Genomic DNA, 25,174 nt, shown 5'->3' with positions numbered 1-25,174 from the left:
AAGTAACAAGTAACAAGTAACAAGTAACAAGTAATAAGTAACAAGTAACAAGTAACAAGTAACAAGTAACAAGTAACAAGTAATAAGTAATAAGTAATAAGTAACAAGTAACAAGTAACAAGTAACAAGTAATAAGTAATAAGTAATAAGTAACAAGTAACAAGTAACAAGTAACAAGTAACAAGTAACAAGTAACAAGTAACAAGTAACAAGTAATAAGTAACAAGTAACAAGTAACAAGTAACAAGTAATAAGTAATAAGTAATAAGTAACAAGTAACAAGTAATAAGTAATAAGTAACAAGTAACAAGTAATAAGTAATAAGTAACAAGTAACAAGTAACAAGTAACAGCTGCTTTTTTTACTTCCAGTTAAAGGGAGAAATCGCCTCTTTTTTGATATACGTTGCTGATTTGAATTATATAGATACTGTTGAAAAACTATACCTCGATTCAGCAACGCCTTTTTTGATAATTAATAGTTTTTTAAAGATACTAATAATAATACAGAATATTATCATTGACTACTTTTGTTATTGATAACATTCTGTATTATGTTTTTATAATAGTCTATAAATATAAAAATCTATCTTTAATTTATAAGAGAGAAAAATCAAGCTAATCAACAAAATAAAAGCCAATTATTTTTTAGTTTTTATAATCACTGGTATCTTTAATTACAGTTTTAATAATTAAAGAATTGCAAACTTAAGCTAAGACATAAAAATATAAAAGGCAATTTTTATTAAGCAGAAGACAATAGCTGATTTATATTTTTATGATGCAAATATTTAAAAATATCTGTTGTATTTAAGCAAATTAAATCATGAAACAACTATTGTTTGAAGTTAAAAAATATTTTTGGTTGCCAATTTTATTGATAGTATCAATCCCCCAAATTGCTTTAGCTCAAGAACAAGCTACGTCAGGAGGTATCAGCGGAATATTTGAAGGAGTATTTCAACGTATTGTCGATGTTCTTAATCTCTTTTTGTACTTCAAAATTGGTGGTGAAAACGGATTTCCCCTAATCGTACTTTGGTTAATTGCTGGGGGAATTTTCTTTACTCTACGCATGAAATTTATCAATGTGAGAGGCTTTAAACATGCGATTGAAGTAGTGCAGGGTAAATATGATAACCCCAACGATGAAGGTGATGTATCCCACTTTCAGGCACTAGCAGCAGCCCTTTCAGGGACAGTAGGTATTGGCAACATTGCAGGGGTAGCGATCGCCATACGTATGGGTGGGCCTGGAGCAGCTTTGTGGATGACGGTAGCAGGCTTTATCGGAATGTCGAGTAAGTTTGCTGAATGTACTCTCGGTCAGAAATATCGCATCATCAAGCCCGACGGTACGGTGGGAGGAGGGCCAATGTACTATCTTTCTCGTGGTTTATCCTCGATCGGCATGAGCAAACTAGGAAAAGGATTAGGGGTATTATATGCAGCCTGCTGTGCGATCGCTGCTATGGGCGCAGGAAATATGTTTCAGGCAAATCAAGGTTATGCTGCTGTGGCTAACGTTTTTCCCTTTTTTGAGAATTATAGCTGGCTGTTTGGCATCATCTTGGTAACTATTGTCGGGTTGGTAATTCTTGGCGGGATCGAGCGTATCGGTTCGGTGGCAGGGGTTTTAGTCCCAGTCATGGCAGTAATTTATGCCTTAGCCTGTTTTTGGGTGATCTTAGTTAAATTTACCTCAGTACCAGCAGCGCTCGGCACAATCATTACTACAGCCTTTAATCCTCAAGCAGTGGGAGGAGGAGCTATTGGCGCGATTGTCGTTGGGTTTCAACGAGCGGTGTTTTCTAATGAGGCGGGGATTGGTTCAGCTGCGATCGCTCATTCTGCTGCTCGTACCGATGAACCAGTTAGAGAAGGAATTGTGGCATTGCTAGAGCCGTTTATCGACACGATCTTTATTTGTAACATGACGGCAATTGTGATTGTGCTGACAGGAGTTTATGCCGATCCAACTTCTGCTGAACTGGATGGATCGAGACTTTCTGCTGCATCATTTGGCACCGTGATTAGCTGGTTTCCCTATGTGATTGCGCTTGCTGGTCTTTTGTTTGCCGTTTCCACCATGATTTCTTGGAGTTATTACGGACAGATGGCTTGGGCTTATATATTTGGGGACAAAACCGTCAACATCTACAAAGTGTTATTTCTCATTTGTGGATTTATTGGTACGGTGATCGATCTCAATCTGGTTTTAGAATTTAGCGATATTGTCCTGCTGGCGATGTCTTTACCCAATCTTTTAGGCTGTTTTCTACTGTCTGGTGTAATTGCTAAAGAGCTAGATAGCTATATGACTCGCCTCAAATCTGGCAGGATGTCAACAAGAATTGAAGAACAAGTTAAAGAACCTGTCCTTAAATAAACGGAGGTAAACTATGAGTTGGCTGAGAAAAAAATCTGTTCTAGTTCCTATTGATTTTTCTGAATGGTCTTATAGCGCGATCGCCACTGCTAAAGAATACGTTGAAACTGAAACTTCTTTAAAACTAATTCACGTTCTGACACCTCTGCATCCTGCTGATCCAGCGTCGATGTGGAATACTCTCGATCATGAGCAGAGAAAACAAAAGGTCAAAGTGTTTCTCAAAGATAAGCTAGTCGAGATGGGATATCAAGAAATTCCCATTGAAGTAAAAATAGGCGATCCAAGTACGGAAATTGTCGATTATGCCAAGGAAACAGGAACAGAGCTAGTCGTCATGCCTTCCCACGGACGTAAGGGCGTAAGTCGCTTTTTATTGGGTTCGGTAGCAGAAAGAGTAGTGCGCTTGTCTCCTTGTCCTGTATTAGTTCTTAAATAAAAATGGAGCTATACGGCAATGAGTATTTAATGGTGGGGGGAATTATTTTTCTAGCTGCTCTAACTCAGAGCATCACTGGATTTGGTTTTGCCATCGTTGCCATGTCTTTCTTGCCAGGGGTAGTTGGTTTGCAAATCGCAGTACCGTTAGTTACCTTAGTCAGTATTGTGGGTAATCTGGTAATTTGGTATTACTATCGGCGTGATTGTAGCTTTAAAACAGTTGGGGTACTAACTATTGCCTCTTTAGTTGCTACCCCGCTTGGTGTTTTATTACTGGACTATATTCCTGAAGCGATCGCCTTAAAAGGATTGGGAATATTGATTTTTAGCTATGTTATCTATGATGGGTTTAATTTGTCTTTACCCAGCTTAAAATCTGCAATCTGGGCTTGTCTACTGGGGGGAATGTCAGGTATTCTCAATGGTGCATATACCGTTGGCGGACCTCCAGTAATTATCTATGCCCATTGTCGGCGCTGGAATCCTCAAGAGTTTAAAGGCAATTTGACTGCCTTATTTTTTTTTAGTTCTTTGCTTGCTGCCCTAACTCATGGTTTTCAGGGAAATATAACTTTATCTGTCAGTCAGTTCGCAGTTTATAGTTTGCCTGGTTTTGCCCTTGGACTTTGGCTAGGAATAATCCTTTCTCAAAAAATAAATCCTTTGATATTTAAGCGTATTACCCTAGCTTTGCTGCTGGTGTCGGCTTTAAGACTGTTGATTTAGTCGATTGTAGAAACAATTAATTCTTGTCGGCTTGAGGTTCAGTACCTTGACTAAGCTGCCAGGCGATCGCATTTAAAACTAAACTGCCGTTATATGAAATACAAAAATGATACAGATAGATAAATAGTCCCCAAGTCCCCAAATCCCCAAATTTTTTATTTGTAGCAAACATTTGTAGATTTTATATTACCTTTACGATTGGAGAATTCTTCAACATTGTCAAAGTTAGTGTTCTACATTTGACGTAAACAAATCAATTCGCGATTGACTTAAGTACCAATCTGAGACAGCTGATGGGTCAATCAGATAATTTTTTACTTCGCGCTCAGACGAACAGGCCTCCCAGGCAACTGAACCTGTGGGAGTCACAATCATACTTGGACACTTTTGAGCAACATGAGCATTGTTGGCGCACATAACAAAGCGTTGGTTTTCAGCAGCACGACTAATAAGGTGGCTTCGCCAAACAGGAGCTTGGGTTGCATCACCAACAGCATTAGTAAGATAGACAAATATGTCAGCGCCCCTACGGGCTAAATACTGCCATTGTTCAGGAAAACGAATTTCACGACAAAGTTGAATTCCTAGCTTGATCCTACGACCGCTGATATCAAGTTCTACTACGGAAAGCTGAGAACCTGCGGTAAACACAGCACGTTCGCTCGTGGCTAAATTAACTTTACGGTAGACAAATTGCGCTTGTTGTGGGCCATAATATATTCCCGCGTTGTACCACTTCCCATGTTCCAGTAAGCACGACCCAAAGACCAAATGAATATTCGACTGTGTGGCAGTTTCTTGTAGTTTTCGCAGTGAGAGCGTTAGAATTTGCTGATTAATTTTACTTAAAAATTCGGTGTCTTCTGCATAACCAGAGAGTGCGCCTTCGGGTAAGATCACCAGTGTATTGGGTTCGGCTTGTGAAAGAATAGACAGAATCACATCCAAATTGTATTGAATATCAAGTGTTACTGGGAATTGTGCCACAAGTACAGGAATAAAGTTGCTCATCCTAAATTAGGAATTGTTAATTCTTGTCGGCTTGAGGTTCAGTACCTTGACTAAGCTGCCAGGAGATCGCATTTAAAACTAAACTGCCGTTACCCGAACAGGATTCTTGAAATTCTTCCTGTTCGGCGACGATTGAACCCAGCCTTTCGATAGTTTTGCCGTATTTTTTGTCTTTAGCTAATTCTTTTTCTTCTGTAGTTAGAGGACGCGATCGCTCTAAAACTACTTTAATAATGGGTATATATTGTTCTGCCTGTTCTGATGCTTCTTGAACCTCAAGCTGAAGCTTGGTTAATTGGATAATTTCTTGAGCGCCCTGGACAATGGGCAACAATTTCTGACTATCTGACACGGTTTTGCTAGATTTTACTTGAGGACTATCGCTTGGTACATAGAAAATGTGGTCTGGAGTTAAACCATCGGGAAAACGATTGACATCGATTTCTTCTTTTTCCCACATCTCCTGCACAAGATCCAAGGCCTTAGCGCGATTTTTTTGATTATCTCCTGTTCCCGCTACTTCGATTAAAATACCTTCTTGTTCGGTTGCTGGCTTAGAAAGATCGCTAACTGCCACAAAATGAGAAACTGCTGGGGTTTTTGCCATCTTAAGTAAAAATCCGAAAATTCCAATATTATTGTACTACTTTAAATTAAATAAACTCAAAAAGATCCGAACCTAATTTGACTTCTAACAGACGATTTCAAGCCATCCTGGTGAATATTTTCCTGCTGCTACGCTTGGTCTGGCAAGCAACACCTCTTTATTTGTGTTTATCTTTGGCAATCCAAGGATTTCAGTCTTTAATACCTGCTTTGATGTTGCTGATTAATAAGGCGATCGTCGATTTGGTAATTGCTAACTGGGGGAACGCTAATTTTGTCTGGCGACCTTTAATTGTTTTAGTGGCGTTGCGGTTTGGGGTTACCTTTGTGCAAGCGGTATTAACTCAAGCCAGTCTTTATGTGGGTCAGATTTTCAACGATCGCCTCAATCTACATACTAAATTTGTTCTACTGGAAAAGTCTGCTCAACTAGATTTAGGGCATTTTGAATCTCCTGAGTTTTACGATACTCTCGCCCGCGCTCAAGATAGCGGTAGTAATCATCCTGTGCGAGTAATTCAAACACTGACGGGATTATTTGGTCAGGGAGTTACTTTAGTTAGTTTGTTGGGCTTGCTGTTGCAGTTTAACGTGGCAATTGTGCCTTTATTGTTTTTTACGGCTTTACCTTCTTTTTGGACGAGTATTGTCTATTCTGGCAGACGGTTTTGGATGACTCGTATGGAGACGGAAAGCGGACGTGTATCTAACTATATTCAGCAGGTGCTAACTAATCCTGAATTTGCTAAGGAAGTAAGGTTATTTAATTTGGGTAAGCATTTATTAGGACAGTGGCAGGATATTCGCCTTGATTTTAACCAAAAGTCAGCAGCGATCGCTTCTGAATATACGCGCATGCGCGGTATCTCTGGAGTGCTGGTGGATAGCGGTTTTTATCTTGCCTATATCTGGACGTTAATTAAAACCATCGCGGGTCAAATTTCGGTGGGGGACTTTACGATGTATACAGGAGCATTTAGCCAAGCGCAACAGGTATTGCCGTCCATCTTAGAGAATATTGCCCGTGTCTATGAATCTAATTTATATGTCTCGCAATACTTCGATTTTCTTGCTCTCCAGCCCCAGGTGATTAATGCCTCTGGTCCTCAGCCTTTTCCTCACCCAATTATGCAGGGGTTATCTCTCAAAAATGTCAGTTTCACCTATTCAGGTGCGAGTAAGCCGACTTTAAGTAATTTAAATCTGGAAATTAAACCAGGAGAAAGTATTGCCCTAGTTGGTTTAAACGGTGCGGGCAAAACAACTCTGCTCAAGCTAATTACTAGATTATACGATGTTGATTCAGGGGCGATCGCGATCGACGGTATTCCCTTAGCCGAAATTAAGCTATCCGAGCTACATCAAAATATCGGTGTCTTAAATCAAGACTTTGCCCGCTATCAGCTTAGTGTCAGAGATAATATTGGCTTTGGTAATTTACCTCAAAGAGAAAATCAGTTCCGTATTGAGCAAGCAGCGATCGCTTCAGGAGCAGATCGCGTAGTTGATACTTTGAAAGATGGCTATCAAACTCGTCTGGGCAAAATGTTCAAAGGAGGAGTCGATCTTTCGGGGGGACAGTGGCAAAAGATCGGTATGGCAAGAGCCTTTATGAGCGATGCACCGATCCTAATTTTGGATGAACCTACCGCTGCTCTAGATGCGATCGCTGAATATGAATTATTTGACAAGTTTCGTACTCTAACCGCAGGTAAGATGACCTTTTTTGTCAGCCACCGCTTCTCTACAGTACAGCTAGCGGATCGCATTGTGGTTTTAGAAAATAGCCAGATCGTCGAAGTTGGCTCTCACCAAGAATTAATGACTCACAACGGTCTGTATGCTGAGATGTTTCTTAAACAGGCATCTAGTTACAAGTTACCATGATCCAACTATATAACTAAAGATTGTTGACAAATTCGATCTTTTTGGCAGCTATCTATCCTGCTTAAAATATAAAAAAAACCTCGAAATATCTTAATAAAAAATTTATCTGTCTTAAGGCATGACTGTATCCCTTTACGTGTCTTGTTGACAGGCGATCGTCTATTGTAATCTAGTTAAATATACGGATAAAATTAACTATTGAGTGTAATTTTTAGTTAACATAACAAGGTGAGTTAAGCGTTTTTGCTAAATTTTTCTCGTTACTTGAATCTTATTTGATTGAACAGCATTATTAAAATTCCATCCTGTTCAATTGATACTCAACGCCTATTTATGATTGGCTTGGTTTTAAGGTGACAATCAAAATTGAGCAATTGCGTCACGAACACAAAAATAGAATAGCTGTATTTGTTATCACTATAATCTGCCTTTCAAAAACTTTTCCACAATATTTTCCAAGCTTTTTGAAGCAGTTATTTTAACTCAAATCAGGGACTAACACATCCCTAAAAATTTTGCACACACCGTTTTTTTTCGGAATCAATAATGACAAAGACTACTTCGGCAGTTAAGGCTTTTATCTCCAAGCAAAACTGTGAGCCTCTGGCGTATCAGAACGTGGAAAGAGCTGTAGAAGCTATTTGCTGTAGCGAACAATTTAGAAGCTTGTTGCTTTCATTAATTGATAGCCCTGCTTTTTCTCAGGAACTAGGAAGAGAGTTTGCTCAAGTGGATGCGGTCAAGGGTATATCCGCTTGTCGTAAACTGCGCACCTGTCTTAATCTCTCTTTTAGCAACTTTTTTGGCGTTTTAGCCGAACTTTTAGCAGCCTTTGACGAAGCTAAAGCTCAGGATTGGTATGAGTTTGCAAACAAAATACACTCCTCAGAATTAGGCACAATTAAGCTGATCGATTATTTAAAAAATAGTGCCGAAGGAAAATTTTATCAAGACTTGGCAGAACGTTTAGTCAGAGAAAATCCCCACGCCATTTATCCTACTTCTAGCTACCGTGAAAGCCGTGGTTATGTAGAAAGTACCCCTGACGACCAAACTATTGAAGCAGTAATGAGGTCAAGCACTTTTACTTCCATAAAAGTTGTGGATAATTCTCTCGATCCTGAGCAGTTGTTACTGAGAGATATGTATATTTCTCATGGACGCTGTGTCTGTCTTGTTGACCAAAACGTCGATGGCTACTTTGGTGAACAGCTAGAACATTATTTTGATTATCACGGTATTCAGCTTGACAAGTTAGTATATCGAGCAATGGAAGTAGATAAAGGGATCTACACTGTCGAAAAAATGCTCGGTGATTTTAAAAACTTAGGAGTATCGCGCAACGAACCAGTCTTAATTGTCGGTGGTGGAGTATTAGCTGACACTGGTGGATTAGCCTGCGCCCTATATCATCGCAATACACCTTATATCATGCTTTCTACGTCGATTGTAGCGGGTATCGATGCAGGTCCTTCTCCTCGCACCTGTTGTGATGGCTTTGGTTATAAGAATCTTTTTGGCGCTTATCATCCCCCAATATTATCAATTACCGATCGCTATTTCTTCAAGACTTTGAAAGAAGGATGGTTGCGTCACGGCATCATTGAAATCATCAAAATGGCTGTGACTAAAGATGCGCAGTTATTTGAGATGATGGAACAGGCAGGGCCTCGATTGATCGAAACGCGCTTTGGTACTGTAGATGCTGATGCTGATGCTGAGATTAATCTTCTCTCCCAGAAGATTTTGGGTGCGGCGCTACGCAGCTATGTAGCAGCAGAATACGACAACCTTTATGAAACCCACCAATGTCGCCCTCATGCCTATGGTCATACTTGGTCACCTGGGTTTGAAATTGAGGCTGGTTTGTTACACGGACACGCAGTTTCTATCGGCATGGGTTTTGGTGCTTATTTAAGTCTTCGTCTGAATTGGATTGATGAAGCACAATTCCAGCGAATCATGCGCCTAATTAGTTCCTTTGGCTTGAGCCTGTGGCACGATATTATGTATAGAACAGATACTCTGTGGGCATCTCAGCAAAAGATCTTTGAGAAGCGTGGCGGCAATTTAGCTGCACCATTACCTAAAGGTGAAATTGGGCAATGTGGTTATCTCAATTATCTAACTCGCGCAGAATTAGATCGGGCAGTTGCGGAGTATCGGTTAATTTGCCTTGAGTATCCTCGTAAAGGTTTAGGAATCGAACCTCACTGTAGTGATGTCGGGTTGGAAGATCCTTCCACAGTGGCTCATGCGCCTCTAGAATCGATAGGCATCAATTCGCAACCACTTTCTGCTGTGTAGAACAAGATTTAGAGATTTTCCCCGATTAGATATCAAAGCTATAGTTGGATAGTCAGGTTGTTCCTGACTATCCAATATTTTTTGCTAAATATTTTGAACAGGGGAAGTTGCATAATACCCATTAGGACTGTTAGAAAAGAAAGTAATGTCATCAAACCAAACTGAGCAACCCTACCTTTTCATTTACTTTTTCATTCTATGGTAACCTCAGATAAACTTTGTAAAATTAAAGTAGTTTAATCAGCAGGATTGATATGAAATTAATAAAAGATGTAGCTCAGTCACTGCTCTGGAAAAATGGTTACAATCTTCAGCGAATTCGTGATTTTCCCGAAGAAAATATTGACTTATTAAAATTATTAGTCAAGCAGTTATTTCAAAATACTTCTGAAGCTGTCATTCTCCAGATTGGAGCCAACGACGGCAAAACAGGTGACCCAGTTCATTTAATAATTACCCAAGGTAATTGGTCGGGGATTTTAGTTGAGCCTCTGCCCAATTTATATCATGAACTTTGTCATACATATAGCCATTTATCAAAGCTCAAATTAGAAAATTGTGCGATCGCCAAAGAAGATGGGATGGTTAAACTCTATCGAGTTATGGCGGATGAATCACTACCCAAATATGTTAGGTTACTTGCCAGTTTTGATCGCAATATTATTCTTAAACAAAAGCCATTAATTCCTAATATTGAGCAACTTATTGAAGTTGTTGAAGTGCCGGCAATGAGTCTGGCTTCGCTGATCGAAAAGCACAGTATTCAACACGTAAATCTATTACAAATAGATACTGAAGGTTTTGATTACGAAATTCTTAAAATGGCATTTCAAAGCAACCTATTACCAGATATTATCAACTTTGAATACACTCATCTTCAGCCAGAAATAACTATAGAATGCGGAAATTTACTGGCTTCAAAAGGATATTCTTATCTCAAGGTTGGTCGAGATATAGTTGCAGTACAGCAAAGCTTGGTTAATTGACTGGATCAATTGGAGTAACCATGCTATTAATATAGTCTTTCATAGTCTTTCTTGATAAATCTTGGCTTGAATATTCTGGTAATTATTTTGTAATTGTTTATCTAGTTCGGTCTAAATCTATTGTGTCTAAACACTTTATATCTAGGCTCATGTAAAAAACGCCTAAAAATTTGCCAATGAAAATTTATACATTTAACGCCGCTGAAGATACTCGTGTCGAAATGTTATGGTCATTGAGATCTCAAAATAGAGACAAGATCTTTAGTCAATTTATAGCCGAAAACCGCTATACAGAAGTTGACTCAATTCAGGATTGTGACGTAGCAATTTATCCCAACAAAGCCTTTACTCCAGAAACTTTAGCTTTTGATAGTTCTGTGTATCAGGCAGCCCAATCAGCACAAACTTACCGTAAACCGCTGATTATCGATGCAACGAGCGACTCGGATGTGTTATTGGATATACCTTGGGCAAACATTTTACGCAATGGTTTGTATAAAAGTTTAAAAAAATCATTTGAAACAGAATGTCCTTACTGGAGCAATGAGCGAACAAAAAGAGGTTTGGATTCTCTAGATATTTCCCCCAAAGGCAAAAAACCAGTTATTGGCTTTTGTGGAACTACATCCTCTCGCGGCAAGTTGGCAAACTTGAGTAAATCTATTGTGCCTGATGCTGTGACCAGATTAGTCTTATCTCAAGGAAAATTATCTCGTCGGGTAGATCCCAGAATAATTGAAGGGATGAGTCTTCAGCTTAGGGAAACGGTAATGAAGATCCTGGCTATCGATTCAAGACTTGAAGTGTGTTTTGATGTTACCAACAATCGTCAAAGTTATTACGTTCATAATGAATCTAATAAAATTGCCCTAGAAAACTTGTTTATTACTAACACTGACAAAAGCGATTATGTATTGTGTGTCAGAGGTGGCGGTAATTTTTCGGGACGCTTTTATATGGCGTTAAATGCAGGGAGAATCCCAGTGGTCATCGATACTGATGGGGTAATTCCCTATGAAGAACAGCTACATCTGATTAAAGTTCCAGTCAATTCGCTCAACAAGTTGCCAGAAGTAATTGCAGAGCATTTTGCAACCACCACCGAACAAGAATTAAAAGAAATGAAACGAGAAAATCGTTTAGCTTACCATCAACTTTTATCCCCTGAGAAATTTTTACCAAACTATATTAGGCAGTGTTGCAACAAGACCTCTGGTGTGGCGGTTAGCTCTTGAACTAGTTATTGTACAAACTTACACAGCTTCGGGTTTCATTGAGACGATTGGGTTATTCCCGACCGTCCAATTTCTGATTCGATAGAAATCAAAGTTGCTTACCAAGGTACGGGCTGACCGAGATGAAAAAAGCCAGCGCTAAGTCTATCATCAGGAAGTGTGGCTAACTGAACGCGAACGCCCGTTTTTGCGCCTTCGGCAATGTCCATCATCGCGCCGTCACCGCCCAATTCTGTTTTTACTCAGCCAGGATGAGTGCTGTTGACCTTTAAAGGAGTATTTCGACGACTCATCTCAAATCCCAGTCCTTTGTTTCTTTGTTTGCGCCAATCACAAGAGCAACTTTATAGTCATTTCAAATAGCAACCAGTGGATCTTATAACGAAGTAACAAGTAACAAGTAAAATTCACCATCATCATTAATACAAAGTAACCATAGGGAAATTAATTAAAATGACTATACCGTTCGATACTGCGTTAACCATTAATTCCTCCTGAGAATAAAGTTTTGAAGATTTTTTTGAAATTTACAATTTAACGAAATCCGTAAGCCTGCCAATTGCTCAATACTTTTTCTTGTAGCGATCGCGGATATACTCTTGCAAATGAACTACGTTTGGGCAGATTATCTATAAAATCATCTGGGGGCAAACAATTCGCCCGTCAACATGAGAGATTTTGGTATCGCCGACGCAATTATAAAACACTCCATTTTCGGCGATCATTTGGGCGAACCAACGCATATTCTGCATCAGCATATTGGGTCTTAGGTGTGTCCATACTGGAGAATCGCTCATGGATTAAGAAAAATAGCTTAAAAGATAGGTTATAAGTTCAGTTTTTCTCTAACGGACGATAACTTTTGCTGCCTTAGTCTGCATGATTTCTTCCTTGCTGTAGTTAACTTAATTAGAAATTGCACCGCAAATCAATTGAGCTAAAGTTTAAATTATCTAAAATCTCCAATATGATGGATAATCCACTTGTTATTTCGTCAAATTCAACACATAAAAAACTGCGACTAACAACCAAATTAATCGCAGATCATTAAGTGTAAATAATCAGCACCTCTACCGAAAACGAACACTTTATTAAGTTAAGAAGATTTTAAAGCATTAGATTTTACTCTAAGTTAGGGGGTGAAATAATAGGTCTGGAAAAAAACGATTAAATTCAATCAAAATCCCTGCGGTAAATGTGAGCAGAGCCATAATTAAAACTGGGGCAGTAGAAAGAAACTTTTGTAAGTCTCCCATAGTATCCTCCTGTGAAACAATAAAGAATGTGATTTAGCGCGGAGAGACAGTGATTTCCGATTCGTCGGCAATCAATTTACCACTGGTAAATTCGCCAAAGGCAAGCAGCGGCCATGTAGCAGCAGCTAACATTTTGCTAATAGCCAAGGGAACGTTAATCACAACCTCCTGCATTTCGGAATTTTTCTCATCTCTAACTGCAATGACGTATGAGCGACCAGCCCAACCAATCCAGCCAGCAATATATAAGAATAAAACACTAGGAATAAAAAAGTCTCCCATGTGTGACCAGCGACCATCTACGATTAAATGGGGGTATCCTTCAGGACCACAAAGAGCTTCTGCATAGCGCTCGGCTCTAATTTGACCAGAGTTTGGATCGTCTGTAGTGTTGCGGAAATTTTTAGCTTTTTGGACGTAGGCAGGATTTTCTCCACAGGGAGTTAAATTAGCTACATCATCAGCATTCGCTGTGGGTGCAAAACCAAACCAAAGCGTAAATACTAATATCAAAGCAAACAATTTTCTCATGAATATGTTTCCTTTTGTGACAGATAATTATGGTGTTTGTACAAAAGCGCCAAGATATATTCTAGACGCTAACTAATAGATAAATTTATCAAAGGATGGCAACAATTTTAGCGATCGAAACAAGTTGTGACGAAACAGCGGTGGCAATCGTAAAGAACCGTCAAGTTTTAAGTAGTATTGTTTCTTCTCAGATTGAACTGCATCAAATTTATGGTGGAGTTGTCCCTGAATTAGCTTCTCGGCAGCACCTAGAAATAATTAATCCCTGTATTGATCGCGCCATCTCAGAGGCAGATTTAACCTGGCAAAATATTGATGCGATCGCGGTTACCTGTACTCCTGGTTTGGTGGGTGCATTATTAGTCGGGATGGCAGCAGCCAAAACCCTAGCTATGATTCACAATAAGCCGTTTTTAGGGGTACATCATCTAGAAGGACATATTTATGCTTCTTACTTGGCTCAACCAGAATTACAACCGCCTTTTTTATGTCTTTTGGTTTCTGGTGGACATACCAGCAGCATCTACGTTAAAGATTATGGCGAATATAAACTTCTTGGCTCAACTAGAGACGATGCAGCAGGCGAAGCCTTTGATAAGGTAGCACGGTTAATGGACTTAGGTTATCCAGGCGGACCAATAATCGATCGCCTGGCACAACAGGGTAACCCCTTGGCGTTTCCTCTGCCAGAGGGCAGAATTTCCCTCTCTGAAGGGGGATATCATCCCTATGACTATAGTTTTAGCGGGATAAAAACAGCAGTTTTGAGACTGGTAGAGCAACTACAGGAGGAAGTTGATCTCCCTGTTGCTGATGTGGCAGCCAGTTTTCAATATACTGTCGCTAAGGTGTTAACTAAGCGCAGCGTCAAATGCGCTCTTGATTACGGTTTAGATACGATTACTATTGGTGGTGGGGTAGCTGCTAATAGTGGATTAAGAAAACATCTACAACAGGCAGCCGAGAAACATAATCTGAAGATATATTTTCCCCCTTTAAAATTTTGTACTGACAATGCAGCGATGATTGCTTGTGCAGCGGCTCAGCATTTCAATCTGGGACATACTTCTAGTTTAGATTTAGAAGTGCGATCGCGTATGCCCATCGATCGGGTAATGGAGCTATATAAGTAAACGGTAGTACGTTTTAGTTTTGTTATACTATTCTAGGCAGAAGAGAGTTATGCACTTAATATTTATTGTGCGTCATAATTATTTCAATCCTAGTTTTTTTCTCAACTCTGTTGCCCCCATAAATAACAATGGAGTAACAATCAAACCTGTGACAATAAAGTGAAGGGGAAAGTGGAAATAGAAATACCACAAAATTAGTACCCCGTAGGTGGAGTCCATGTGATCGATCAAATAAAACAGCTTGTTATTTTCATCACCAGGGGGAATATTTAAGCGACGTTTGATAAAGGAATTGGGTAATTCAGCAAGATTAAACATAAAACCAACTAATAAACCAAACTCAATTAGATTGAAGTTAGAAAATGAGATTGCTTGCCGAGAAAGAACAGGAATTATTATTTCTGAAAAGTTTAATAGATAAACACTCGTAACCATCGCCAGTGGTAAACTTATTAAGCCGCGCCACTTTTTGTTTTCCCCAAACCAATCAATTTGAATGGGAATATTTAAGGCTTGAAACGGACTGGTTTTCCACAAAAAAGCTTCAATAACTCCAGCAATAAATAGACTAAGAGCTAGCCAAAGTAGATTTAAAGTATCTGGAATAAAGTATTGTGTCCAGCCCATTATATATATCTAAATCCTAGAAACAGTGTTATTTTTTAGTAACAAGAACGCCGAGAGCCATAATTACTACTAGACTAATAATATTAGTAAATGTAGATTTTAGATAACTCAGCGATCGCTTGAAGACAAAGGTTCATTAACTATTAACTTGCCTTCTAGCTTTTTGGAGTTAATCACTAAAAAATTGCCCTGCTAAATCAGTAATATCGGTTTCGGGTATTTCTGACTGCTGCCATTGCGCGATCGCATTTAAACTACCATCAAGAAACATACTTTGGCAGGCGCGACGTTGGATTTTACCACTGGAGGTTTTCGGGATGCTGCCAGTTTTGAGCAAGACTACAGCAAAAACATTCGCCATATTTTGTTCTCCTACCGCTAAACGAATTGCCCCAATAACTTCCTCAGCATTGAGGGTACGTAAATCAGTACGATTGATCTCATGAGCAACCACTAACTGTTCTTCTCCCCCTACATCAACGCTAAAGGCAGCACCATGATTAGGACGAAGGGCGGGATGACAGTTTTCGACTGTTTCTTCAATGTGTTGAGGATAGTGATTGCGTCCCCAAAGAATCATCATGTCTTTGATGCGTCCTGTGATGTATAGTTCACCGTCTTTAATAAATCCCAGATCCCCTGTACGAAGATAATTCTTATTTGGGTTATTAGCTAATGTCGCCTGAAAAGTTGCTTCAGTTTGTTCTTCTCTTTGATAATATCCTCTGCCAATACCTGCCCCTGCTGCCCAAATTTCTCCTACTTGATCGCTGCTACAGTGAATCTTAGCTTCAGGATTAACGATAATTACTTCATCTCCCAACCAAGGATGACCACAGCTAACGACGGCTTTAGAGTTAGGATGTTCTGGGGCTACTGCCAGCACTTTATCCTCAGTCAAAGCTTGTTTATCCACATAGGTAATAGTTGGATATTTCCGTGGGTCGATACCTGTGATAAATAACGTCCCCTCAGCCATACCATAACAGGGGTAGAAGGCTTCTTTCTTAAATCCACAGGGTTCATATAGTTGACTAAACTTGGCTAGGGTTTCTGCCCGCACAGGTTCAGCCCCCGTAAACGCCACTGACCAATGACTCAGATCTAAACTAGCCCGTTGCTCATCAGTAATCTTGTGACAAAGTAAATCGTAAGCAAAATTTGGACCACCACTGGTAGTTATCTGATATTTAGATAATGCCTGAAGCCAGAGAAAAGGGTTTTGTGCCAAAGCAATGGGCGACATTAATACCGCAGGTAATCCCGCAAATAAAGGCTGCATCACCCCGCCAATTAAGCCCATATCATGAAACATGGGCAACCACATCAATATTTTTGTTTGGTCATGATGACCAAAAGATTGATAAATAACTTCGGAGTTGTGTAGCACATTACCATGGGTCACCATTACCCCTTTTGGTTGTCCTGTTGACCCAGATGTATATTGTAAGAACGCTAAAGTATCACCGTCTATTTTAGGCGGTTGCCAGGAGTCAGCCAAACTGAGATCGACCCGATCGCTTTCGATCCAAGGTAGAGCTTTAAGCTTGATCGCCATCGTGGGATGAGCCATTAACTGCCCTTTGACGCGGTCAGCAAATTCGTGGGTAGTTAAGGCAATTGAGGCTTGACAATCGACAATACGGTCTTGATACTGGCTAAGGGATTTAATATGCTGTCGGGGGTAGTCGGTAACGGCAACAACTCCAGCATAAAGACAACCCATAAAAGCAGCAATAAACTCTAAACCAGCCGTGTAGGGATAAACCAATAAAGCGCGATCGCCTGGTCTTACCTTAGCTGATAATTCTACGGCGATCGCTCGTGCCTGAAGATCCAACTTTTGGTATGTACAGCTAGCGGATTCATGTTCTCCATCGGCTAAGAAAGTATATGCCTTTTGATGGGGTACAATTGTCGCTCTATTAAGTAAAACATCTACTATGGTGGAATTAATTACCATTCGTTTACCATTCTTTAAACAATGACTGTAAGATTTCCCTATAATGTAGTCCAATAACGGAGGAAGGTAAAATCGTGGGGAGTATAAAAGTAGCAATTGTCGGTATAGGAAACTGTTCCAGTTCTCTTATCCAAGGAATCGAATACTACCGAGATAAACAGGCAGAAGATGCTATTGGCTTAATGCACTGGGATCTGGGAGGCTATAAGCCTTTCGATCTTGAGGTAGTTGCTGCGTTTGATATTGACCAGCGCAAAGTAGGCAAAGATGTCGCCGAGGCGATTTTTGCTCCTCCTAACTGTACAACTGTTTTCTGTGAAAATGTGCCTCAAACTGGTGTAACGGTACAAATGGGCGCAGTTTTAGATGGTGTGGCAGCCCACATGCAAGATGCTGATGAAAAATATACTTTTGTAATTAGCGATCGCCCTGAACAGTCAAAGGCAGATATTGTCAGCAGTCTTAAACAGTCTGGGACAGAGGTTTTAGTCAATTACCTCCCTGTGGGTTCCCAAGAAGCTGTAGAGTTTTATGCAGAATGCGCCTTGGATGCAGGAGTCGCTTTTGTTAACTGTATTCCCGTATTTATCGCTAGCAAGATGTTGTGGGCAGAAAAGTTTAAAAGTCATGGGATTCCCATCATTGGCGATGATATTAAATCTCAATTTGGAGCTACCATTAGTCATCGTACTTTAGTTGATTTGTGCAAAAAACGCGGGGTTAAAGTTGAACGAACGTATCAGTTAAACACTGGGGGAAATACTGATTTCCGCAATATGCTCGATCGCACTCGTTTAGATTCTAAGAAAGAGTCGAAAACCGAAGCAGTACAAGGCGTAATTGCTAAACGCTTAGAAGATGAAGATATTCACGTCGGACCTAGTGATTATGTTCCTTGGCAAAAAGACAACAAGGTGGCATTTATTCGCATCGAAGGTAAATTGTTTGGCGATGTGCCAATGAATTTGGAAATGAGACTTTCAGTAGAAGATTCGCCCAATTCAGCAGGTGTGGTCATCGATGCTATTCGCTGTTGTAAGTTAGGTTTGGATCGCGGTATTGGTGGCGTGCTGACAGCACCTTCTGCCTACTTTATGAAGCATCCCCCAGAACAGTTCACTGATGATCAAGCTTATCAAATGACTGAGGCTTTTATTGTCGAGCAATAGTCCCAGTTAGTGACAAGTCTATACGATCAATTGTTGAGAGCAAGTAGTTAGGATTGCCAAATTGATCGTTGGGGCGATTGGCCAATCGCCCTTACAGAATCACGCTATCGATACTGCTTTATCCGCCACTTATTTTGGCTTTGTAGCCTATTTTAGTCAGTGTCTCTAATAGTTTCTGTTTATGATCTCCCTGAATTTCCAAGCTATTATCTTTAACTGTACCGCCACTCCCACACTGGCTTTTTAGCTTCTTCAATAGCTGACTAAGAGTTTCAGGCTTATGCTGAAACCCACTAATAATAGTGACAGTCTTGCCCTTTCTACCCGACCGCGTTGACTGTATTCTTAAATCTTGTTGGTTGGGTGGTAGATCAGCCACTCCCCTTACCATAGCTTGGGAGTTATCTACGTTGCCGAACTCTTGATAGGCAATAGGATTTTGCTTTGATTTCTTTTGACCAGCCATATTTATTTAATTAATCCTTAACTTGCTAATAATTGATAGCTATTAGCTAAATGCTTGTAATTATTTTATATCCAAGCGATCGCTTACGAATTAACAAGATGCGAGCAGAGGTGAGCAGAAAAATCGAGCATATTATCTAATATCTAAACTATTTTGAGATTTTTCTTTTATTTTTGGGAATTATAAACGAGTCAAACAAAAAAATTAGCTCTTACAAAAAAATTAGCTCTTATCTTACATAAATGTCATCTAAAAATAGTTGCATAGCATTGATAATAACCATTTCAGGATTATTATCGGTGCCTAGTATTGCTCAAGCAAAAGACATTGAAAGTTACGAAGATTATAGAGGATATTGCAGCCCCGCAGCTTATCAATATGACATTGCAAATCCAGACTGCGATAAGTTTAAAAATATTTATGGAGAAAGGTATAAACAAGAGTTAGATTCTCAACGGACGAGAAGAAATACTGAAATACAAGAAAGTACTCAACGAGAATCAAGTGATAATGATGTCAAAGGTTATATCGGGGCTTCCATAGGCTTATTTTTTCCAGACACAGATATTTTGAATACTGGATTTGGGGTCAGCCTTTACGGAGGTGCTAAATTCAATCAATATATCGCAACTGATATAGAACTCGATCTACTAGGTGGTGGAACTATAGAATCAGATGTTGCTTATGGAGTATTTGCAGCGTTTATTAATCCTAGATTCATTTACCCTTTCAGTGACGAAGAAAAGAGTGCATCCGTATATTTCAGTCCTGGTATTGGCATTTCAGCGATAGGTGTAGGTGATGGAGATGTGACAGTAACAGACGATACTCGCCTTACTTGGCAAGCCAAAATAGGTATATCCGTACCAGTTAGTAAAAGATTAAGTACCTTTGGACAAGTAAGATATGCTAGCCAATTCGAGGAAGATACTGTTAATTTTTTCGGCACCGAAATAGGTCTTGATTTTCAGTTTTAATGTTATTGATAGTCCCAAAGAGGTTGCGAAGCGAATCCTTGAGCTTGTTGTAATTGTTTTTTTAGATTTAGATGTAGGGGCGAATGGTATTCGCCCTTAAAATACGTTGTGTCCTAATAACAGTAGCAAGATATGATATTTGTGCAATTAAGGCAGTATTAGCAGTATTAATTAATCATCATGGCTGTAGGCAACGAACCATCAGAAATTTTAGAGCGTAAGCTATCTTACAAAGGGCGCAAGTTTGACTATGAAGTTATTAAGCTGCGTTTACCTAATGGTGTAGCGGGAGAATGGGAATGTATCCGCCATCCTGGGGGAGCTTTGGCCGTTCCCGTGACAGCCGATGGTAAGTTTGTCTTGGTTAAACAATACCGCTTTACTGTAGAAGGTAGATTACTCGAATTTCCCGCAGGAACAGTAGAAGCCAATGAATCTCCTTTTGAGACAATTAAGCGTGAAATAGAGGAAGAAACGGGCTATAGAGCGAATAAATGGCAAGATATGGGCAAATTTATTCTCGCCCCTGGATATTCTGATGAATATATTTATGCTTTTCTGGCACAAGATCTGGAAAAGCTAGCTACTCCTCCACAGCAGGATGAGGATGAAGATATTGAGGTAGTGCTAATGAGCGAGTCAGAACTCGAAGCAGCTATTCTTAACGGTGAACCAATTGACGGCAAATCTATTGCCAGTTTTTATATGGCGCGGGCTTATCTAAATGTTTGAATGTTTGTAGTAAACTTAACAAGCAGCGCTCCGCTTTTTTCCATTTTTATCCATAAATGTAAATGTAGAATATTATTACACTCATCGATATTCGATTATCTACTTAGGAGAATAATCAGTGATCGAAACCATTAACATTAAAGCTTTAGCTAATTCCATCACTGACGAACAATTCGAGCAGCTTTGCGCTCAAAATCGGGATACCAAATTTGAGCTGACTAGCCAAGGAGAATTAATCGTTATGTCCCCAACAGGGAGTGAAAGCGGCAGACAAAATGGTGACTTGTTTGGGCAAATTTGGTATTGGAATCGTCAGACTAAGCTAGGTATCGTCTTTGATTCCTCAACGGGCTTTACTTTCCCTAACGATGCCAAACGTTCTCCCGATGTTAGCTGGATTAAAAAATCTCGCTGGGATGAACTAACTACCAAGCAAAAAAGAAAATTTGCTCCCATAGCTCCAGACTTTGTAATAGAACTTCTTTCTCCTAATGAGCGCTTGTCTGATGTGCAAAGTAAAATGACCGAATATCAAGCTTGTGGAGTTAAATTAGGATGGTTAATTTATCCTGATGAGAAAAGAGTAGAGATATATCGTGTAGGCAGAGAAACTGAAGTCTTGCTTGAACCTAAAAACCTTTCAGGAGAAGACTTAATGCCTAAATTAACTGTAGATTTACAGGAAATATTTTAAAATAAGCTTTAGCAAGATTTAATCACAAGATGAAACTCAACAGTCAATTTTATCTACCCACTGGATCGACACTTATTTCAAGCTTTTGGATTTTAGTTATTACCTTGATCGTGACAATTTCCTGGGGAGTCTCTCCTGCTTGGAGTGCTGACTATAATAAACAATCTTTAATCAACTCAGATTTCTCTCATCAAGATTTGAAGGATGCTAGTTTCGACCATACTAATCTGCGAGACAGCGATCTCAGTTTTATTGATGCTACGGGGGTGCGTTTTTTTGGGGCAAATTTGGCTCAATCTAACTTAGAAGGTGCTAACCTCAGTTTCGCTAGTTTAGAATCAGTGCGTCTCACCCGTGCCAATTTGACTAACGCGATCTTAACAGGAGCATATCTAACTAACGCTTTAATGAATGAAACAATTATTACAGGAGCAGATTTTACCGATGCTTTGCTCAGTCCTACCACGGAAAAAAAGCTCTGTGAAGTTGCCAGTGGCACTAACCCCACTACGGGTCGAAACACCAAAGATACTTTATATTGTCCTTAAAGTGAAACCCTCTAATTATAAATTTAGCGATCGCCATCTTTAAGTTTTGTAATTTTGTCAAATTAAGCAAAAATAGCTCAAAGCTCAAAGCTGATTGACTAACAGCACAGTCTTTTATTTTGTCACCAGTGAAGTTATGTTGATAATTCGGAAAATTCTTAAGATTTTCTTTATATTTGTGTTAGCTTCTTAGAGTATCAAAAATTACTTTATTGAGAATAGTCGTTAGGCTAAAATTCAACATTATGAGAAATACAAGTATAGAATCAAGAATCGTCCATGCGGTTTGGTCTTCTGTATCTGCTATCAACCAGCAAGTGTTGTTACAGCTAGACGATCAGGATTTAATTCAGCAAATTATGCGCCAGATTGATAAATCTTCGAACTTGAGTTCAGAAGATCGTCAGAATTTAATTGGCTATATTAGCTCTAAAATGATGTTGATTAGAGACATCGCTGGGTCTTAAGATTGCGGGTTTGAATCACAAATCTGGCAAAAATGTCACAATATAAAGAATTAAATCTAATATAGTGACCCAGAGTCCGACTTTATAGAACCCCTTGTGAATCTAATTGCCTCTAATTCTGAGTTAAATCTGCAAGAATTATTTCCTTTTGAGCTAGACGAATTCCAACATCAAGCGATCGCTGCCTTAGCTGCTGACAAATCTGTAGTTATCTGCGCCCCTACAGGTTCGGGGAAGACTTTAATCGGTGAATATGCCATTTATCGCGCTCTCAGCCACGGCAAGCGAGTATTCTATACCACTCCACTCAAGGCTCTTTCCAATCAAAAATTTCGTGATTTTCAAGAACAGTTTGCCCAAGGAGACTCCCGCAAGATTGGGCTTCTGACAGGGGATACAATTGTGAATCCGAATGCTGATGTGGTAGTGATGACTACAGAGATCTTTCGGAATATGCTCTATGAGACGCCGATCGGGCAATTAGGCACGTCTCTTGCCGATGTTGAAGCGGTGGTGCTGGATGAGTGTCACTATATTAGCAATCGCTTTCGAGGTACAGTATGGGAAGAGTCAATTATTTATTGTCCCCCGCAAATTCAGCTAGTAGCCTTATCCGCAACCATCGGTAATCCTCAAGAGTTGACGGACTGGATTACCAAGGTAAGGAATTCTAAGCCGAACAGTACAACCAGATATGAGTGCGAACTAATTAATTCTGATTTTCGCCCTGTCCCTTTGCGCTATTACTTTTGCGATCGCAGTGGGTTGCACCGACTGTTGAATCAAACGGAAACAGAGATTAACCCTAAACTAAAGTCCTCCGCTTCTCGTCAAGGACAAAAGCTCAAACGCCTTAAAATTAAAGACTGTCCCAAAATTTATCAGGTGGTGCAGCAGCTACAAAATAAAGATATGTTGCCAGCGATCTATATTATCTTTAGCCGACGGGGGTGTGATAAGGCAGTAGAGATGATCGAGGGTTTAGCTTTAGTCTCCCCCGAAGAAGGACAGCAAATTGAAAGTATCCTGCTATATTTCTTTTTAACTAATAATGTTGAGCTACAGACAGGATTATTAACTCATTTTGGTTCAGTTAATGCCGAATTAGCTGAATTACTGCGAGATTATCTAGCCGATAATGAGCAGGCAGAGGTCAACTTGGCTAATTATTTAGCAGCAAACCCCAATCAAAAATATTTGCTCTGGCAATTTTTATGTGAAAATTCTCAAATTGCCCGTATCGACCAGATTGAGCCTTTAATGCGGGGAATTGCTTCCCACCATGCAGGTTTACTACCCGCTTGGAAAGAGCTAGTGGAAAGGCTGTTTGAAATGGGACTCGTCAAGATTGTTTTTGCCACGGCTACTCTAGCAGCAGGAATTAATATGCCCGCGCGCACTACGGTCATGTCTGCTCTTTCCAAACGCACCGACGGGGGACACAGTATGTTAAGTCCTTCAGAATTCTTGCAGATCGCTGGTAGAGCAGGGAGAAGAGGAAAAGATCGAGTAGGTCATGTAGTCACCATGCAAACTCCCTTTGAAGGGGCGAAAGAGGCTGCATTTCTGGCAACTTCCAGCGCCGAACCCTTAAGAAGCTGGTTTACTCCTTCCTATGGCATGGTGTTAAACCTATTACAGAAATATACTTTACCCGAAGTAAAAGAACTATTAGAGCGCAGCTTTGCCGAATATCTGTCGCAAAAGAGACTCGCTCCCGAACAAACGGCGATCGCCGAAATTACTACCGAATTAGCTAAGTTAGATATTTCCCTCGCTGCGATTCCTCCAGGAAAATTAGCTGGCTATCAGAAACTGCGAGAACGAGCGGTCGAAGAACAGCGCCTACTCGAAATTTTGCAACAACAGGCAGAAATTACGCAAAAAAATCAGCTTAAGCCTCTAATTCCTCAAATCGAGCCTGGCAGAATTATCGGTTTAAAAGGTAAGCATATTCGCCTCAACTCCCCTCTGGCTGCCGTATTAGTCGCTAAAATTCCTGGTTCGGGTAGAGCGCTTAACTTACTCTGTTTAGGTGCAGATAATTACTGGTATGTTGCCGCTAACGCTGACGTTACGGAAATCAACGAAGGAACTTTGGCTGAGGCTGAGATTGCTGAAATTGCTGTACCCCCTTTAGATAACCTCAAATTAGGGAAATGGCGTAAAGGAGATGAACTTACGGCGCTCATTGTCAAACAAATTAGCGATCGCCTTATTCCCATCCCTCCTGCTGCTGAAGTAGCTGAACAGCAGCAGAAACTAGATCGCTTACAGCGAGAAATCGATTCCCATCCCGTGCAGCAGGTGGATAATCCGAATCAACTGCTCAAAAAATATCAAAAGCGATTGCAACTACGAGACAAATTACACAAAACTCAGATTAAATATCAAAAGCAAAAATTAAATCAGTCCTATTATTGGGAAGAGTTTCTCAATCTAATTGGTGTTTTACAGGAATTTGAAGCATTAAAAGAATACAGTCCCAGTTTTTTAGGTCAAGCAGCAGCAACTATTCGCGGTGACAATGAACTTTGGTTAGCCTTAGTCTTTGTCTCTGGGGAATTAGAACATCTTGAACCCCATCACCTAGCAGCTACCGTCTGTGCTTTAATTACCGAAACTCCCCGCGCTGATGTTTGGTGTGACTTTCCTCCCCCACCTGAAGTGTTAGAAGTTTTGGGAGTCAACAAATCAAGCGAAAGCAGTTCAGCCATCAGAGAAATTAGAACTCGTCTGTTTCAGGTACAGCGCCGTCATGGAGTCGGTCTACCCGTTTGGCGCGAATATGGACTGGTGGGATTATGCGAACAGTGGGCGTTAGGGATGAATTGGCAAGATCTTTGTGACAGCGTTAGTTTAGCAGAAGGAGATATTGTTAGAATGCTCCGCCGTACTGTTGATGTGCTGTCGCAAATTCCACAAATTCCGAATATTTCTAACACCTTGTCTAGCAATGCTAGAGAGGCTAATGCGATGATGAAGCGTTTTCCTATTTAGTTTCAGGTTGCAAAAACCAGATGA

At 40.0% G+C, this 25,174-nt stretch carries 25 protein-coding genes; 15 read left to right on the top strand and 10 right to left on the bottom strand.

Translation table 11 applies throughout. The features are described 5' to 3' along the window. The first annotated feature begins 825 nt into the window (after positions 1-825). Genes C7B62_RS11290 through C7B62_RS11280 form a run of 3 tightly spaced genes read left to right on the top strand, consistent with a single transcriptional unit; the run spans position 826 to position 3,555 of the window. Positions 826-2,388, top strand: coding sequence for a sodium:alanine symporter family protein (locus tag C7B62_RS11290; RefSeq protein WP_106235976.1), 1,563 nt, complete (start codon positions 826-828; stop codon positions 2,386-2,388). A 13-nt stretch (positions 2,389-2,401) separates the two neighbouring features. Continuing rightward, the gene (locus C7B62_RS11285; RefSeq protein WP_106235974.1) at positions 2,402-2,827 is read left to right on the top strand and encodes a universal stress protein; all 426 of its coding nucleotides are present in this window, start codon (positions 2,402-2,404) and stop codon (positions 2,825-2,827) included. Between the two features lie 2 nt (positions 2,828-2,829). Then, complete coding sequence (locus C7B62_RS11280; RefSeq protein WP_106235967.1) at positions 2,830-3,555, top strand: sulfite exporter TauE/SafE family protein; 726 nt, start codon at positions 2,830-2,832, stop codon at positions 3,553-3,555. 16 nt (positions 3,556-3,571) lie between these two features. Here the strand turns inward: C7B62_RS11280 and C7B62_RS25695 are convergent, their stop codons facing one another. From C7B62_RS25695 to C7B62_RS11270, 3 genes are read right to left on the bottom strand one after another with little or no spacing between them, the layout of a single operon-like run. Then, a complete protein-coding gene (locus C7B62_RS25695) occupies positions 3,572-3,727 on the bottom strand; it encodes a hypothetical protein (protein ID WP_158260670.1) in 156 nt (51 codons plus the stop codon). Positions 3,728-3,780: 53 nt separating this feature from the next. Next, entirely contained in the window at positions 3,781-4,566 is a 786-nt protein-coding gene (locus tag C7B62_RS11275) for a carbon-nitrogen hydrolase family protein (protein WP_106235963.1), read from the bottom strand. A gap of 16 nt (positions 4,567-4,582) precedes the next feature. Continuing rightward, on the bottom strand, positions 4,583-5,173 hold the full coding sequence (locus C7B62_RS11270; protein WP_106235960.1) for a hypothetical protein: 591 nt from the start codon (positions 5,171-5,173) through the stop codon (positions 4,583-4,585). A 77-nt stretch (positions 5,174-5,250) separates the two neighbouring features. Between C7B62_RS11270 and C7B62_RS11265 the strand changes: the two genes are divergently transcribed. The 4 genes from C7B62_RS11265 to C7B62_RS11250 all read left to right on the top strand — a co-directional run bounded on the left by C7B62_RS11265 (position 5,251) and on the right by C7B62_RS11250 (position 11,587). Then, positions 5,251-7,059: an ABC transporter ATP-binding protein gene (locus C7B62_RS11265; RefSeq protein ID WP_199194149.1), complete on the top strand. Its 1,809-nt coding sequence runs from the start codon at positions 5,251-5,253 to the stop codon at positions 7,057-7,059. A 546-nt stretch (positions 7,060-7,605) separates the two neighbouring features. Next, positions 7,606-9,366 (top strand): sedoheptulose 7-phosphate cyclase, encoded by a 1,761-nt coding sequence (locus C7B62_RS11260; protein WP_106235958.1) that lies wholly within the window; start codon positions 7,606-7,608, stop codon positions 9,364-9,366. 254 nt (positions 9,367-9,620) lie between these two features. After that, the gene (locus C7B62_RS11255; RefSeq protein ID WP_106235956.1) at positions 9,621-10,352 is read left to right on the top strand and encodes an FkbM family methyltransferase; all 732 of its coding nucleotides are present in this window, start codon (positions 9,621-9,623) and stop codon (positions 10,350-10,352) included. 176 nt (positions 10,353-10,528) lie between these two features. Beyond that, positions 10,529-11,587 (top strand): hypothetical protein, encoded by a 1,059-nt coding sequence (locus C7B62_RS11250; protein ID WP_106235954.1) that lies wholly within the window; start codon positions 10,529-10,531, stop codon positions 11,585-11,587. A 98-nt stretch (positions 11,588-11,685) separates the two neighbouring features. On the opposite strand, the gene C7B62_RS26870 is transcribed toward C7B62_RS11250, so the two are convergent. The 4 genes from C7B62_RS26870 to C7B62_RS11235 all read right to left on the bottom strand — a co-directional run bounded on the left by C7B62_RS26870 (position 11,686) and on the right by C7B62_RS11235 (position 13,374). Further along, on the bottom strand, positions 11,686-11,817 hold the full coding sequence (locus C7B62_RS26870) for a hypothetical protein (protein ID WP_255414007.1): 132 nt from the start codon (positions 11,815-11,817) through the stop codon (positions 11,686-11,688). A gap of 399 nt (positions 11,818-12,216) precedes the next feature. After that, a complete protein-coding gene (locus tag C7B62_RS11245; RefSeq protein ID WP_199194148.1) occupies positions 12,217-12,384 on the bottom strand; it encodes a hypothetical protein in 168 nt (55 codons plus the stop codon). Between the two features lie 330 nt (positions 12,385-12,714). Then, entirely contained in the window at positions 12,715-12,843 is a 129-nt protein-coding gene (gene psaJ, locus C7B62_RS11240; RefSeq protein WP_106235952.1) for a photosystem I reaction center subunit IX, read from the bottom strand. Between the two features lie 33 nt (positions 12,844-12,876). Beyond that, positions 12,877-13,374 carry a Photosystem I reaction center subunit III gene (locus tag C7B62_RS11235; protein WP_106235950.1) on the bottom strand — a complete coding sequence of 166 codons (498 nt, stop codon included), beginning with the start codon at positions 13,372-13,374 and terminating at the stop codon, positions 12,877-12,879. Between the two features lie 95 nt (positions 13,375-13,469). On the opposite strand from C7B62_RS11235, the gene tsaD reads away from it, so the two are divergent. Next, positions 13,470-14,507: a tRNA (adenosine(37)-N6)-threonylcarbamoyltransferase complex transferase subunit TsaD gene (tsaD, locus tag C7B62_RS11230; protein WP_106235948.1), complete on the top strand. Its 1,038-nt coding sequence runs from the start codon at positions 13,470-13,472 to the stop codon at positions 14,505-14,507. 78 nt (positions 14,508-14,585) lie between these two features. Here tsaD and C7B62_RS11225 read toward each other — a convergent pair whose 3' ends face one another. Further along, positions 14,586-15,134, bottom strand: coding sequence for a CDP-archaeol synthase (locus tag C7B62_RS11225; protein WP_106235945.1), 549 nt, complete (start codon positions 15,132-15,134; stop codon positions 14,586-14,588). Positions 15,135-15,303: 169 nt separating this feature from the next. Beyond that, on the bottom strand, positions 15,304-17,097 hold the full coding sequence (locus C7B62_RS11220) for a fatty acyl-AMP ligase (protein ID WP_106235942.1): 1,794 nt from the start codon (positions 17,095-17,097) through the stop codon (positions 15,304-15,306). Positions 17,098-17,171: 74 nt separating this feature from the next. Between C7B62_RS11220 and C7B62_RS11215 the strand changes: the two genes are divergently transcribed. Beyond that, a complete protein-coding gene (locus C7B62_RS11215) occupies positions 17,172-18,266 on the top strand; it encodes an inositol-3-phosphate synthase (protein ID WP_106235939.1) in 1,095 nt (364 codons plus the stop codon). A gap of 118 nt (positions 18,267-18,384) precedes the next feature. Here the strand turns inward: C7B62_RS11215 and C7B62_RS11210 are convergent, their stop codons facing one another. Further along, positions 18,385-18,732: a translation initiation factor gene (locus C7B62_RS11210; protein ID WP_106235937.1), complete on the bottom strand. Its 348-nt coding sequence runs from the start codon at positions 18,730-18,732 to the stop codon at positions 18,385-18,387. Between the two features lie 242 nt (positions 18,733-18,974). Here C7B62_RS11210 and C7B62_RS11205 point away from each other — a divergent pair, with 242 nt between their 5' ends. The 6 genes from C7B62_RS11205 to C7B62_RS11180 all read left to right on the top strand — a co-directional run bounded on the left by C7B62_RS11205 (position 18,975) and on the right by C7B62_RS11180 (position 25,150). Beyond that, entirely contained in the window at positions 18,975-19,709 is a 735-nt protein-coding gene (locus tag C7B62_RS11205) for an outer membrane beta-barrel protein (protein ID WP_106235934.1), read from the top strand. Between the two features lie 180 nt (positions 19,710-19,889). Further along, positions 19,890-20,441 carry an NUDIX hydrolase gene (locus C7B62_RS11200; protein ID WP_106235931.1) on the top strand — a complete coding sequence of 184 codons (552 nt, stop codon included), beginning with the start codon at positions 19,890-19,892 and terminating at the stop codon, positions 20,439-20,441. Positions 20,442-20,559: 118 nt separating this feature from the next. Next, on the top strand, positions 20,560-21,135 hold the full coding sequence (locus tag C7B62_RS11195; RefSeq protein WP_106235929.1) for a Uma2 family endonuclease: 576 nt from the start codon (positions 20,560-20,562) through the stop codon (positions 21,133-21,135). Positions 21,136-21,164: 29 nt separating this feature from the next. Further along, positions 21,165-21,683 carry a pentapeptide repeat-containing protein gene (locus C7B62_RS11190; RefSeq protein ID WP_106235926.1) on the top strand — a complete coding sequence of 173 codons (519 nt, stop codon included), beginning with the start codon at positions 21,165-21,167 and terminating at the stop codon, positions 21,681-21,683. Between the two features lie 245 nt (positions 21,684-21,928). Then, positions 21,929-22,150, top strand: a complete 222-nt coding sequence (locus tag C7B62_RS11185) for a hypothetical protein (protein WP_106235924.1) — start codon at positions 21,929-21,931, stop codon at positions 22,148-22,150. A gap of 96 nt (positions 22,151-22,246) precedes the next feature. Next, positions 22,247-25,150, top strand: a complete 2,904-nt coding sequence (locus C7B62_RS11180; protein WP_106235922.1) for an RNA helicase — start codon at positions 22,247-22,249, stop codon at positions 25,148-25,150. Positions 25,151-25,174: the final 24 nt, after the last annotated feature.

The organism is Pleurocapsa sp. CCALA 161, from assembly GCF_003003995.1.
GTDB lineage: Bacteria > Cyanobacteriota > Cyanobacteriia > Cyanobacteriales > Xenococcaceae > Waterburya.
This window is presented reverse-complemented; position numbering and strand designations above follow the sequence as displayed.